This window comes from Azospirillum humicireducens (assembly GCF_001639105.2).
Lineage (GTDB): Bacteria > Pseudomonadota > Alphaproteobacteria > Azospirillales > Azospirillaceae > Azospirillum > Azospirillum humicireducens.
Genome location: NZ_CP028907.1, coordinates 420558 through 434269, shown reverse-complemented (window position 1 = coordinate 434269; position 13712 = coordinate 420558). Strand labels below are relative to the sequence as shown.

Genomic DNA, 13712 nt, shown 5'->3' with positions numbered 1-13712 from the left:
CGAGAGGGAGCGACATCACCCCGCCGCTTCGACTGCCCGCTTCGCCATGACGGTGACGAGATGGGCGCGGTAATCGGCGCTGGCGTGGATGTCGGCGTTCAAGCCGTCGGTCTCCACCGAAAGGCCGTTCAACGCCTCGGCGCGGAAGTCGGCGGCAAGCGCTGTCTCGAACGCCTCGGCGCGGAAAACGGAGCCGGCGGCGCCGGTCACCGCCACCCGCACCTCCGCGCCGAACTTGGCGACGAAGACGCCGACGATGGCATAGCGGCTGGCCGGGTTGCGGAACTTGGCGTAGGCCGCCTTGTCGGGACGGGAGTAGCGGACCGACTTTACGATCTCGCCTGGCTCCAGCGCGGTTTCGAACATGCCGGTGAAGAAATCGTCGCCGGCGATGGTCCGGCGGTCGGTCGTCACCGTGGCCTTGAGTGCCACCACCGCCGACGGATAGTCGGCCGACGGATCGGCGTTGGCGATGGAGCCGCCCATCGTGCCCATGTTGCGGACCTGCCGGTCGCCGATACCCTCGGCAAGGCTGGCCAGCGCCGGGATCACACGCTTGACGAGGTCGGAATGGGCCACCTCCGCATGGCGGGTGAAGGCGCCGATCTCCAAGCCGCCCTCCACTTCACGGATGCCCTTCAACTCCGGGATGGCGCCGAGGTCGATCAGGTCGGTCGGTCGGGCAAGCCGCTGCTTCAGCGTCGGCAGCAAGGTCTGGCCACCGCCCAGCAGCTTGGCCTCTTCCGCCTGGATGGCGGACGCCGCGTCGGCAAGCGATGTCGGCCGTTGGTACGTGAACGCGTACATTCTCTAGCCTCCTTCTTCTTCGGCCGTCTTATTCCGCCGCCATGGCAGGTGCAGCGTCGCGGATCGTCCGCCAGACCTTCTCCGGCGTCGCCGGCATGTCCATGTGGGTGACGCCATAGTCCGACAGCGCGTCCACCACCGCATTCATCACCGCGGCAGCGGCGCCGATGGTTCCGGCCTCGCCGCAGCCCTTCACGCCCAGCGGGTTGTGGGTGCAGGGCTGGTCCTCGTGATAGCGCACGGTGAAGGATGGGACATCGTCGGCCCGCGGCATGCAATAGTCCATGTAGGAGCCGGTGACGAGCTGCCCGGATTCCTCGTCATAGACGCAGTTCTCGTACAGTGCCTGTCCGATGCCCTGGACCAGACCGCCATGCACCTGCCCCTCGACGATCAGCGGGTTGATGACGTTGCCGAAATCGTCCACCGCGGCGAAGTTGACGATGGTGGTGACGCCGGTGTCCGGGTCGATTTCCAGCTCGCAGACATGGCAGCCGTTGGGGTAGGTGAAGTTCTTCGGATCGTAGAAGGCCTGCTCGTCCAGCCCCGGCTCCAGTTCGTCGAGCGGGAAATTGTGCGGGACGTAGGCTTGCAGGGCGATGTCGCCGATTCCCAGGCTCTTGTCGGTGCCGGCGACGGTGAAGCGGCCCTCCTTCACCTCGATGTCGGTCTCGGCGGCCTCCAGCATGTGGGCGGCGATCTTCTTCGCCTTGCGCTCCACCTTGTCCATCGCCTTCACCAGGGCCGAGCCGCCGACCGCCAGCGAGCGCGACCCGTAGGTGCCCATGCCGAAGGGGATCTTGTTGGTGTCGCCGTGGACGATTTCGACATTCTCGATCGGGATGCCGAAGCGGTCCGCCACGATCTGGGCGAACGTGGTCTCATGGCCCTGACCATGGCTGTGAGCGCCAGTGAAGACCGTCACCGAACCCGTTGGATGGAAACGGACTTCCGCGCATTCATAAAGTCCTGCGCGAGCGCCGAGCGCACCGGCGACATTGCTGGGCGCGATGCCGCAGGCTTCGATGTAGGTCGCGAATCCGATGCCGCGCAGCTTGCCGCGCGCCTTCGATTCGGCGCGGCGTTGCTGGAAGCCGGGATAGTCGACAAGCGGCAGGGCGATGTCCAGGTTCTTGGCGAAGTCGCCGGTGTCGTACTGCAATGCCACCGGTGTCTGGTAGGGCATCGCCTCCTTCGGAATGAAGTTGCGGCGGCGGATTTCGGTCTTGTCCATGCCCATCACGCCGGCGGCAACATCGACCAGCCGCTCGATCAGATAGCAGGCCTCCGGCCGGCCGGCGCCGCGATAGGCATCGACGGGGGAGGTGTTGGTGAAGACCGCCTTCACCTCGGCATAGATCGCCGGGGTCTTGTACTGGCCGGCCAGCAGGGTGGCGTAGAGATAGGTCGGGATCGACGGCGCGAAGGTCGACAGATAGGCGCCGAGATTGGCCAGCGTCGAGACGCGCAGCGCCAGGAAATTGCCGTCGGCATCCATCGCCAGTTCGGCATGGCTGACATGGTCGCGGCCATGGGCGTCGGTCAGGAAGCTCTCCGACCGGTCGGCGGTCCATTTCACCGGACGGCCGACCTTGCGCGCCGCCCAGGTGACGACGGCCTCCTCGCCGTAATGGAAGATCTTCGACCCGAAGCCGCCGCCGACGTCGGGCGCCACCACCCGCAGCTTGTGTTCGGGAATGCCCAGCACGAAGGCGCCCATCAGCAGGCGGGTGACGTGCGGGTTCTGGCTGGTGGTGGTCAGCGTATACTCGCCGTTGGACTGGTCGTACTCGCCCATCGCCGCCCGCGGTTCCATCGCGTTCGGCACCAATCTCTGGTTCACCAGATCGATCTTCGCGACATGCGCCGCGGTTGCGAAGGCTGCGTCCACCGCCGCCTCGTCGCCGAGATGCCAGTCGTAGCAGACATTCTCCGGCGCATCGTCATGGACCAGCGGGGCGCCGCCCGCGATGGCACGGGTGGAGGACCCCACCGCCGGCAACTCCTCATAATCGACCACCACCATCTCGGCGGCGTCGCGGGCCTGCTCGCGGGTCTCGGCGATCACCACCGCCACCGCGTCGCCGACATAGCGCACGCGGTCGCGCGCCAGCGGATAGTGCGGCGGCTCCTTCATCGGCGAGCCGTCCTTGGAATGGATCTGCCAGCCACAGGGCAGGCTGCCGACCTTGTCGGCCTCCATGTCGGCCCCGGTCAGCACGGCGACCACGCCGGGCATCGCCGCTGCATCCGTGAAGTCGATGCCCAGGATGCGGGCATGGGCGTAGGGGGAGCGCACATGGACCGCATGGGTCATGTTCGGGCGCTTGAAATCGTCGGTGTAGTTGCCGCGGCCGGTCAGAAAGCGCTGGTCTTCGCGCCGGCGCACCGAGGCGCCGATGCCATTGGGGTTCGCCATCTCGTGTTTCCTCCCACAGGAACGCGTAAGATGCGGAAATATCTGATTTTTGGGCTTCAGCCCTTATTCGGCCGCGACCGCCGCCGGCTGCGCGCCCGCCATCGCCTCGGCACCCGCCTTCACCGCCTTGACGATGTTGTGATAGCCGGTGCAGCGGCAGATGTTGCCTTCCAGCCCTTCACGGATCTCTGCCTCGGTGGGGTTCGGATTCTCGCGGACCAGATCGACCGCGCTCATCACCATGCCCGGCGTGCAGAAACCGCATTGCAGCCCGTGATGCTCGCGGAAGGCGGCCTGCATCGGGTGCAGCGTGCCATCAGCCGCTGCCAGCCCCTCGATCGTCGTGACTTCCGCCCCGTTGGCCTGGACAGCCAGCGTGGTGCAGGACTTCACCGACCGTCCGTCCACATGGACGACGCAGGCGCCGCACTGGCTGGTGTCGCAGCCGACATGGGTGCCCGTCAGGCCCAGATGCTCGCGCAGGAAGGCGACGAGCAGGGTGCGCTCCTCCACCTCGCGCGAGACCGTCTTGCCGTTGACGGTCATCGAAACGCTACAGGACATCGGATTTCCTCCCGCTGGCTGAAGTCTGGCTTGCAGTCGTTTGGCGTGCAGTTGGGACTTGGTGCTGTCGCGTGACACGCCTTGAGCCGAAAGGAAGGTGGTTTCCGCTTCGGCCGGCGGTCTTCCGCCACAAGGATAGGGGGTGTCTGCCCGTCGAGGTCAAGGAGCCTCTGCATATCTTGGCCGAAAGAATGGCATGCGGACCGTCATTGTATCGGATTGTACGTACTGGCGCGCAATTTTATGGCGCGTTACAGTGGGTTGGGGCTGCCCGTGGCATATGGGCATGCAAATGAATCTGCCCGGCAACGATCCGGGTGCAGCAACGATAACAGGGAGAGCCGCTATGAATCGCCCATCCGTGAAGCGTCACCTTCTGGCTCTGTGCACGGCCGCCGGCCTTGGCGTCAGCCTTGGACTGGCCGCCTTGCCGGCCAAGGCGGAGACCTTCATCACCGTGCTGACCGGCGGCACCAGCGGCGTCTATTACCCGTTGGGCGTGGCGCTGTCGAACGTGTACGGCAAGGCGCTGCCGGGGGCCAAGGTGACCGCGCAGGCGACCAAGGCGTCGGTGGAGAACCTGAACCTGCTGCAGGCCGGCCGTGGCGAGATCGGCTTCACGTTGGGCGATTCGCTGAGCGATGCCTGGAAGGGCAACGAGGAGGTCGGCTTCAAGCAGAAGCTGGAGAAGCTGCGGACCATCGCCGCCATCTATCCCAACTACATCCAGGTCGTCGCTGCCAAGGACTCGGGCATCAAGACCCTGGCCGACCTGAAGGGCAAGCGCGTGTCGGTCGGCGCGCCGAAGTCGGGGACGGAGCTGAACGCGCGCGCCATCTTCGGCGCCGCCGGGCTCGCCTACAAGGATTTCGCCAAGACCGAGTACCTGCCCTTCGGCGAATCGGTTGACCTGATCAAGAACCGCCAGCTGGACGCGACACTGATCTCCGCCGGTCTCGGCGTGGCGGCGATCAAGGATCTGTCGGCCTCGCAGGAGGTGACCATCGTCAGCATTCCGGCCGATCTGGTTCAGAAGGTCGGCGACGCCGCCTACATCACCGAGACGATTCCCGCCGGCACCTATCCGGGCCAGAACGAGCCGGTACCGACCGCCGCGGTCCGCAACCTGCTGGTCAGCCACTCCGGCGTGTCGGACGACGCCGCCTATGCCATGACCAAGACCCTGTTCGAGAATCTTGACGCGCTGGCCGCCGCCCATGTCGCCGCCAAGCAGATCAAGCTCGACAAGACCGCCACCCAGTCCCCCGTGCCGCTGCATCCCGGCGCAATCAAGTATTTCAGGGAAAAGGGCCTGATGTAAGCGGCGGCCCGGCGGAGACGACGCAGTGAGCGCAAACAACACGCAGGCGGACTCCGAGATTCGCCAAGCCATCGACCGGGAAAATCCCGCCACGGTTGCCGCATTCGAGGGGTTCGACGGACGGGCCGTTTTCGCCATCGCCGTCGCCTTCTCCGCCTTCCAGATCTGGACCGCCGCCTTCAACCCGGTGTCGACCATGGTGGTGCGGGCGGTCCATGTCGGCTTCCTTCTGCTGATGACCTTCACCCTGTTCGGCTTCCGCCAGACGTCGGTGCGCAGGCGGGTGCCCTGGTACGACTGGCTGCTGGGACTGACCGCCTTCGGCATCGGCCTCTATCACTATGTGTTCGAGGTCGACCTGATCCAGCGGGCGGGCGATCCCAGCACCGCCGACCTGATCGTCGGCACCGTCGCGGTGGCTCTTGTGTTCGAAGGGGCGCGGCGGATCATGGGAATGGCCCTGCCGATCATGTGCGGCGTCTTCATTCCCTACGCTCTGTTCGGGCGCCATCTGCCCTTCGGGCTTGCCCACCGCGGCTACGACATCGATCAGGTGATCGACAATCTGTATTTATCGACGGAGGGCATCTACGGCACGCCGACCTTCGTGTCGGCCAGCTACATCTTCCTGTTCATCCTGTTCGGCGCCTTTCTGGAACGCGCGGGCATGATCAAGCTGTTCAACGACGTGTCGCTCGGCCTCGTCGGCCATGCCAAGGGCGGGCCGGCCAAGGTGGCGGTGATCTCGTCGGGGCTGATGGGCACCATCAACGGATCCGGCGTCGCCAACGTGTTGACGACCGGCCAGTTCACCATCCCGCTGATGATGCGCTTCGGCTATCGCCCGGCCTTCGCCGGTGCGGTGGAAGCCACCGCCAGCATGGGCGGACAGCTGATGCCGCCGGTGATGGGGGCCGCCGCCTTCATCATGGCCGAGACCATCGGCGTGCCCTACAGCGAGGTGGCCATCGCCGCCGCGATTCCGGCGATCCTCTATTTCGGCAGCGCCTTCTGGATGGTTCATCTGGAGGCGGGCAGGCACAACCTCGTCGGCCTGCCGAAGGACCAGTGCCCGAGCGCGCTGCGCGCCATGGTGGAGGGCTGGTACCTGATCCTGCCGCTGGCTGCCCTGGTCTATCTGCTGTTCTCCGGCTTCACTCCGCTGTTCGCCGGCGTGATCGGCATCGCGGCGACGGCGGCGCTGATCCTGGGCACCACCATTGTCGGCACCATCGGGCCGATGGCGCTGCGCATCGCCTTCTGGGTTGCCGTCGGGCTGGTCGCCGCCGGGCTGTGGAAGCTGGGGTTCCGGACCGAGCATCTCGCCTTCGCCATCGTCGCCCTGCTGATCGTTCCCTGCCTGCTGTTCAAGGGTGGGCGGCAGACCCTGGTGCTGGTGGTGAACAGCATCGCCGACGGCGCCAAGAACGCCGTCGGTGTCGGTGTCGCCTGCGCGCTGGTCGGCGTGCTGATCGGCATGATGACGTTGACGGGGCTGGCTTCCAGCTTCGCCTCCACCATCGTCGACTGGTCGGGCGGCAACCTGCTGGCGGCGCTGGTGCTGACGATGATCGCCTGCATCGTGCTGGGCACCGGCCTGCCGACGACGGCGAACTACATCATCACCGCCTCCATCGCCGCACCCGCCCTGCTGAGCATGGGCGTCCCGCTGATCGTCAGCCACATGTTCGTCTTTTACTTTGGCATCATGGCCGACCTGACCCCACCGGTGGCCCTGGCGGCACTGGCGGCCTCGTCGATCTGCAAGGCCGACCATATGGACATCGGGTGGATCGCGACGCGGGTTGCAATGGCCGGCTATGTCGTGCCTTTCATGGCTGTCTATGATCCGGCACTGGTGATGCAGACCGGAAGCTGGCTTGCCGTGGCCTATGTGTTCTTCAAGGCCTGTGTCGCCATCGCCCTCTGGGGAGCGGCCACCATCGGCTTCTTCTGGACGCCGTTGCCGCTGATCGCCCGCCTCTATGCCGCCATTACGGCCTTCCTGTTCGTGGTGGCGTTGCCCATCACCGACGAGGTCGCCTTTGTCCTGACCGGCCTGTTCCTGTTCTGGCAGCACCGCCGCCGCCGGAATGTTCCGGCCGCCGCGCCCGTCTTGTGACGTGGCCGGTCTCTGCCTGTTCGCCCTCGGCGGCGCGCTTCTCGCGTCGCTGCCGGGGACGGATTTCACCCTGTCCTGGACCCATTCCATCGAGAAGACCGAATGGCGCGAGCATTGGTCGATGGACTCCGGCCGGCTGCGGCCAACGGAGGCCCGCATCCGCGGCACCGGCGCCGGCATGGAGCCGGGACCGGACGCCCGGCTGACCTCCGACGGCTGGCTTGCATGGACGCCCGACCTGCCGCCGCAGGAGAGCGTCGCGCTGGCGGCCTCCGGCTTCACCGGCGACCATCGGCTGTGCACCGGGTCCGAATGCAGGCTGCTGTCGGACTGGACAGGCGTACGGGACCAACCGGTTGAGATGGGGGCCTGCCGATGACGGCGTCCGCCCGACTCCCGCCCCCGCCTACGAAAGTTCGTTGGCTCAACGTCCCTTCCGGCTTGGCTAACGCTGCTCCAATCCGCATACTCCCGTTCCTTTCGTCAGCCTACCATCCGGACCAATGATCAATTTCCCCACACCCCGCCGCAGCCCGTCCCTGTTCCCGGCCCTCTTCGCTGCGGCGCTCGCCGTCGGCGGGCTGTTGCTGGGCACGCATGGCGCCCTGGCGGCGGAGGTGGCGGCGGACGTCGCCCATGGCGGGGTGCCGCATCTGGACGGCCGGCTGCTCAGCGCCGTCTGGGTGGTTCCCTTTGCCGGCATCCTGCTGTCGATCGCCTTGTTCCCGCTGCTGGCGCCGATGGTCTGGCACCATCATTTCGGCAAGATCTCGGCCATATGGGCGCTCGCCTTCCTGGTGCCCTTCGCTGCGACCTTCGGGCTGGAGTTGGCGACCTACGAGCTGCTGCACACGGTCCTGCTGGAGTACATTCCCTTCATCGTGCTGCTGACCGCGCTGTTCACGGTGGCGGGCGGCGTGCGGCTGGCGGGATCGCTGGTGGGAACCCCGCTGGCCAACACGGTCGGGTTGGCGCTCGGCACCATTCTGGCCAGCCTGATGGGCACGACCGGCGCCTCGATGCTGCTGATCCGGCCACTTCTGCGCGCGAACGAACACCGGCGCCACAAGGTCCACACCGTGGTGTTCTTCATCTTCCTGGTGTCCAATGTCGGCGGATCGCTGACCCCGCTGGGCGACCCCCCGCTGTTTCTGGGCTTCCTGAAGGGCGTCGATTTCTTCTGGCCGACGATCCACCTGTTCGGGCCGATGGTCTTCCTGTCGGCAATGCTTCTGGCGATCTACTTCGTCCTCGACCTCTATCTCCACACCCGCGACCCCGGCAAGCACCCGCTGATCGAGGGCGTGCACGAGCGGGAACCGATCCGCATCGAGGGCTCGGTCAACCTGCTGCTGCTGCTTGCCATCGTCGGGGCCGTGCTGCTCAGCGGCGTCTGGCATCCGGGGATCGGCATTACGCTGTACCATGTGACGGTGCAGTTGGAGACCATCGTGTCGAACCTGCTGCTGCTGGGCATCACCGGCCTGTCGCTGGCCCTGACCAGCAAGCAGAGCCGCCGCCTGAACGGTTTCAGCTGGGGTCCGATCCTTGAGGTGGCGAAGCTGTTCGCCGCGATCTTCCTGACCATCATTCCGGCCATCGCCATCCTGAAGGCCGGCACCGACGGCGCGCTGGGTGCCATCATCTCGGCGGTGAACGAGGGTGGGAAGCCGAACCCGGCCGCCTATTTCTGGGCCACCGGCATCCTGTCCAGCTTCCTCGACAACGCGCCGACCTACCTGATCTTCTTCAACACCGCCGGCGGCGACGCGAAGGTCCTGATGACCGACCTCTCGTTGACACTGACGGCGATTTCCGCCGGCGCGGTGTTCATGGGCGCCAACAGCTACATCGGCAACGCCCCCAACTTCATGGTCAAGGCCATCGCCGAAGAACGCGGCGTCGCCATGCCCAGCTTCTTCGGCTATATGGCCTGGTCCGTCGGCATCCTGGTGCCGCTGCTGGGCCTGACCACGCTGGTGTTCTTCCTGTAACCTTACGGGGCCGCCGGGGGAGGGGAGAGTCCGTCCCCCCCTTCGCGGGTTCGCAGCTTGAGCGCAAAAAAACGCCCGGAGGCCAATGCCGCCGGGCGCGAAGTCACAGTACGAAAGAGGATCATCAGCGGTGATGATGCAATCGGGAGATCGATTGTGGCCGCACCCTCGCATGCCGTAGCGGCATGCCCCCTTGACCGCGGTCAAGCCTGAGCGAAAGAGGTGGTTATCAGTCCCCCAGTGCCGGATTGGGCAGCGCGCCGTTCACCCTGCTGTCCTCCGCCTCTTCCCTTTCCGGCCGGGGCACGCGGAACCAGGCGGCGTAGAGCGCCGGCAGGAAGAAGATCGTCAGCACGGTGGCGCCCGCCAGACCGCCCATGATGGCAACCGCCATGGGGCCCCAGAAGACGCTGTGCGTCAGCGGGATCATGGCGAGGATCGCCGCGGCTGCTGTGAGTGCGATCGGGCGGGCACGGCGCACCGTCGCTTCCACGATGCTCTCCCAGCGCGACCGGCCGCTGCGGATGTCCTGCTCGATCTGGTCGACCAGGATGACCGAGTTGCGCATGATGATGCCGGCCAGCGCGATGACGCCCAGCATGGCGACGAAGCCGAAGGGCAGGTTGAACAGCAGAAGCGACGCGGTGACGCCGATCAGCCCCAGCGGCGCCGTCAGCAGGACCATGAACACGCGCGAGAAGCTCTGCAGTTGCAGCATCAGCGTTGTGACCATGATCAGCAGCATCAGCGGCATCATGGCATTGATGGAGTCCTGGCCCTTGGCGCTCTCCTCGATGGCGCCGCCTTGGGTGATGGCATAGCCGTCGGGCAGGGTGGCGCGGAGCGCGTTCAGCTGCCCGTTCAACTGGGTGCTGACCACCGGAGCCTGCAGCCCTCCCGTGACGTCGCCCTTGATCGTCATCGTCGTCTCGCGGGCCCGGCGCCACAGCACCGGCTCCTCCAGCTCGTAGCGGACGGTGGCGACCTGGCTCAGCGGTACGGTGGTGCCGCGGCTGGTGCGGATGTTCAGCTCGCCCAGGCGCGACAGATCCGCCCGCTCCTCCGGCGTGGTGCGCAGCAGGACACCGATCAGCTCCGTCCCCTCGCGGTACTGCGTGACCGACATGCCGTTCAGCAGCAGTTGCAAAGCGTTGGACAAATCCTGCTTCGACACGCCGAGCGCGCGGGCCTTGGCGGTGTCCACTTCCAGCCGGACGCGCTTGGACAGCTCGTCCCAATCCAGATGGACGTTGGCGGTGTTGGGGTGGGCGCGCATGGCATCGCGCACCTGATAGGCGATCTTGCGGATGGTCGCCGGGTCGTCGCCGGTGACGCGGAACTGCACCGGATAGCCGACCGGCGGGCCGTTCTCCAGCCGGCTGATGCGGACGCGGGCGGCGGGGAAATCGGCCTCCAGCGTCGGCTCCAGCCGCTGCATGAAATGCTCACGCTCCTCCAGCCCCTTGGTCATCACCATGAATTGGGCGAAGTTGGCGGTCTCCAGCTGCTGGTCGAGCGGCAGGTAGAAGCGCGGGGAGCCGCCGCCGGTGTAGGCGACCCAGTAATCGACGTCGGGATCCTTGGCCAGCACCGCCTCCAGTCGCTTCACCTCGGCGGCGGTCGCCTCGAAGGACGAGCCTTCGGCAAGGCGGATGTCGATCAGCAGCTCCGGCCGGCTGGCGGACGGGAAGAACTGCTGCTGCACATGGCCGAAGCCGACAAGCGCGGTGACGAAGGCCGCCACGGTCACGCCGATGGTGAGCCAGCGCGCGCGGACGCAGGCCTCGATCATGCCGCGCAGGATGCGGTAGGTCCGCGTGTTGTAGATGTCCAGCTCGTGACCGTCCGGCACCACATGCTTGGGCTTGGGCAGCAGGAGCCAGCCGAGATAGGGGGTGAAGATCACCGCCACCACCCAGGACAGCATCAGCGACAACGCCACCACCCAGAAGATGGAGTTGGTGTACTCGCCGGCGGCCGAGGCCGCGAAGCCGACGGGGACGAAGCCGGCGGCGGTGACGATGGTGCCGCTCAGCATCGGAAAGGCGGTGGAGGTGTAGGCGAAGGCCCCGGCCTTCAGCCGGTCCCATCCCTGCTCCATCTTCACCACCATCATCTCCACCGCGATGATGGCGTCGTCCACCAGCAGGCCGAGCGCAATGATGAGGGCGCCCAGCGAGATGCGCTGAAGGTCGATGTGGAGGATCTGCATAGCCACCAGCGTCATCGCCAGCACCAGCGGCACCGCCAGCGCCACGACGATGCCGGTGCGCCAGCCCAGGCTGACGAGGCTGACCAGGATGACGATGCCCAGCGCCTCAGCCAGCGACTTCATGAATTCGCCGACCGACCGTTCGACCACCGTCGGCTGGTCGGCGATCTGCGCCACCTCCAGCCCGACCGGCAGTTCCGCCCTGACCTTCGCCATCGCGACGTCGAGTTGCTCGCCCAGCTTCAGCACGTTGCCGCCCTTGGCCATGACGACGCCGAGCCCGATGGCGTCGCGCCCCTTGTAGCGCAAGGTGTAGCGGCGCGGCTCGACATAGCCGCGCTTGACCTCCGCCACGTCGCCGATGGTCAGCAGCCGTCCGCCGCTCTCCACCGGGATGGCGCGCACCGCCGCGGCGGTGTCGAGCCCGAGGTCGAGGCGGACATAGACCCGCTGCGAACCGGTATCGACGTCGCCCGATGCGGCGATGGCATTCTCGCGCTGCAATGCCTCAATCACCGACTCCACCGGCAGGCCGAAGCTGGCGAGCCGCTGGCTGGAGATCTCGACATAGACGCGCTCCTCCTGCGGGGCGATCAGGTCGATCTTCTCGACGCCCGGCAGCTTCAGCAGACGGGCACGCGCCTGTTCCGCCACCTTCTTCAGCTGGGCCGGTGTGAAGTCCTCGCCCATGAATCCGTAGATGGCGGAGTAAACGTCGCCGAATTCGTCGTTGAAGAAGGGGCCGACCACACCATCGGGCAAGGTATACTGGATGTCACCGATCTTCTTGCGAACCTGATACCACAGGTCGGCCACCATCCTGGGTGGGGTGTAGTCCTTCAGCTGGACGAAGACCACAGATTCGCCGGGCTTTGAATAGCTGCGGGAGACGTCGTAATAGGGCACCTCCTCCAGCTTCTTCTCGATGCGGTCGGTGACGAACTGTTCAACCTCGCGCGCGGTGGCGCCCGGCCACTGGGTGCGGACCACCATCACCTTGAAGGTGAAGGACGGATCCTCCGCCCGGCCCAAATTCATGTAGGCGAGCGCGCCGGCCAGCACGCTGGCGAGCATCATGAACAGCACCAGCGTGCGGTGCGCCAGCGCCCAGGCCGACAGATTCATGCGGGAGTGGTTCATCGCGCCGGCTCCGTCCAGACGCGGACCTTCTGCCCGGCGTCGAGCTTGTGGACGCCGGCGGTGACGACACGCTCGCCATCCTTCAGCCCGCCGCCGATCAGCGCGAGGTCGCCGGCATAGGCGGCGACGCTGACCGGGCGCAGTTCCAGCCGGTCGTCAGGGGCGGCCAGCACCCAGACCGCCGGCTTCTGCTCGCGCTGGGTCAGCGCGCTGAGCGGCAGGCGGGCAACAGGCGCCCCGTGATCGGCGGCGGCGGTGACGGTGGCGGTCATGCCGAGCTGGACCGTCGGCGGCGGATCGGCCAGCGCGATCTTCGCCTGGAAGGTGCGGGTGCTGGCGTCGGCGCTGGGCGAGACCTCGCGCAAGCTGCCAGCGATGCTCTGGCCGGGGTGGGACCACAGCTCAACCGACAGTTTCTGCCGGGGCAGGGCGCCCACCTGCTGTTCGGGGATGTTGGCAACCGCCTCGAGGGCACCCAGCCGGGCGACGCGCAGGGCGGTTTGGCCGGATGCAACCACCTGGCCCGGCTCGATCAGCGTCGCGGTGACGATGCCGGCCTCGTCCGCCACCAGCGTCGCATATTGGGCGGAGTTGTTCAGGACCCGCAGCTGCGCCTCCACCTCCCGCACCTTGGAATCGGCCTTGTCGAGGGTCGTCTTGCGGCGGTCATATTCCTGCCGCGTCGTCCATTCGCCGTTGCGCAGGCTGGCATAGCGTTGGAAGTCGCTGCGCGCATTGGCCGCGTCGGCCTGCGCCGAGGCGAGTTGCGCCTGAGACGCGCGAATCTGCAGTTGAAGATCCGTGGGATCGAGGCGGGCGAGCGGCATGCCGGGTTCGATGCGGGTGCCGACATCCACCAGCCGGGCAGTGACCTTGCCGCCGACGCGGAAGCCGACATCCGCCTCCACCCGCGGCCGAATCACCGCCGGGTAGCGCACGCTGTCGACCAGCGGTTCGAGAGCGACCGTGGCGACCCGCACCGGCCTGACTTCCGTCTCGGCGGGAGTGGACGCGGAGTGCGTTTCGTTGCAGCCGGTCAACAAGCCCGCCACCGTCAGCATGGCGGCGGTCGCCATCACGGTGGACGCAAACCGTCGTTTGCGGAATTGGGCCATACCACGTCTCCCCACTGG

General features: G+C 66.6%; 9 protein-coding genes. 4 read left to right on the top strand and 5 right to left on the bottom strand.

Going from position 1 to position 13712, the window contains the following annotated elements; genetic code table 11:
* Positions 1 to 15: 15 nt before the first annotated feature.
* The 3 genes from A6A40_RS29135 to A6A40_RS29125 form a co-directional block, all read right to left on the bottom strand.
* Positions 16 to 807 (bottom strand): FAD binding domain-containing protein, encoded by a 792-nt coding sequence (locus tag A6A40_RS29135; RefSeq protein WP_108549314.1) that lies wholly within the window; start codon positions 805 to 807, stop codon positions 16 to 18.
* Positions 808 to 835: 28 nt separating this feature from the next.
* Positions 836 to 3226 carry a xanthine dehydrogenase family protein molybdopterin-binding subunit gene (locus A6A40_RS29130; protein WP_108549313.1) on the bottom strand — a complete coding sequence of 797 codons (2391 nt, stop codon included), beginning with the start codon at positions 3224 to 3226 and terminating at the stop codon, positions 836 to 838.
* A 63-nt stretch (positions 3227 to 3289) separates the two neighbouring features.
* A complete protein-coding gene (locus tag A6A40_RS29125) occupies positions 3290 to 3790 on the bottom strand; it encodes a (2Fe-2S)-binding protein (protein WP_108549312.1) in 501 nt (166 codons plus the stop codon).
* A 346-nt stretch (positions 3791 to 4136) separates the two neighbouring features.
* On the opposite strand from A6A40_RS29125, the gene A6A40_RS29120 reads away from it, so the two are divergent.
* The 4 genes from A6A40_RS29120 to A6A40_RS29105 all read left to right on the top strand — a co-directional run bounded on the left by A6A40_RS29120 (position 4137) and on the right by A6A40_RS29105 (position 9227).
* Complete coding sequence (locus A6A40_RS29120) at positions 4137 to 5111, top strand: TAXI family TRAP transporter solute-binding subunit (RefSeq protein WP_108549311.1); 975 nt, start codon at positions 4137 to 4139, stop codon at positions 5109 to 5111.
* Positions 5112 to 5136: 25 nt separating this feature from the next.
* Entirely contained in the window at positions 5137 to 7233 is a 2097-nt protein-coding gene (locus A6A40_RS29115; RefSeq protein ID WP_108549310.1) for a TRAP transporter permease, read from the top strand.
* 1 nt (position 7234) lies between these two features.
* Positions 7235 to 7612: a DUF1850 domain-containing protein gene (locus A6A40_RS29110; RefSeq protein ID WP_108549309.1), complete on the top strand. Its 378-nt coding sequence runs from the start codon at positions 7235 to 7237 to the stop codon at positions 7610 to 7612.
* Positions 7613 to 7736: 124 nt separating this feature from the next.
* The gene (locus A6A40_RS29105; RefSeq protein WP_108549308.1) at positions 7737 to 9227 is read left to right on the top strand and encodes a sodium:proton antiporter; all 1491 of its coding nucleotides are present in this window, start codon (positions 7737 to 7739) and stop codon (positions 9225 to 9227) included.
* A 229-nt stretch (positions 9228 to 9456) separates the two neighbouring features.
* On the opposite strand, the gene A6A40_RS29100 is transcribed toward A6A40_RS29105, so the two are convergent.
* Both A6A40_RS29100 and A6A40_RS29095 read right to left on the bottom strand, forming a co-directional pair.
* Positions 9457 to 12579 carry an efflux RND transporter permease subunit gene (locus tag A6A40_RS29100; protein WP_108549307.1) on the bottom strand — a complete coding sequence of 1041 codons (3123 nt, stop codon included), beginning with the start codon at positions 12577 to 12579 and terminating at the stop codon, positions 9457 to 9459.
* A complete protein-coding gene (locus A6A40_RS29095) occupies positions 12576 to 13694 on the bottom strand; it encodes an efflux RND transporter periplasmic adaptor subunit (RefSeq protein WP_108549306.1) in 1119 nt (372 codons plus the stop codon). Before A6A40_RS29095 ends, A6A40_RS29100 begins: the two co-directional genes overlap by 4 nt.
* Between the last annotated feature and the right edge of the window lie 18 nt (positions 13695 to 13712).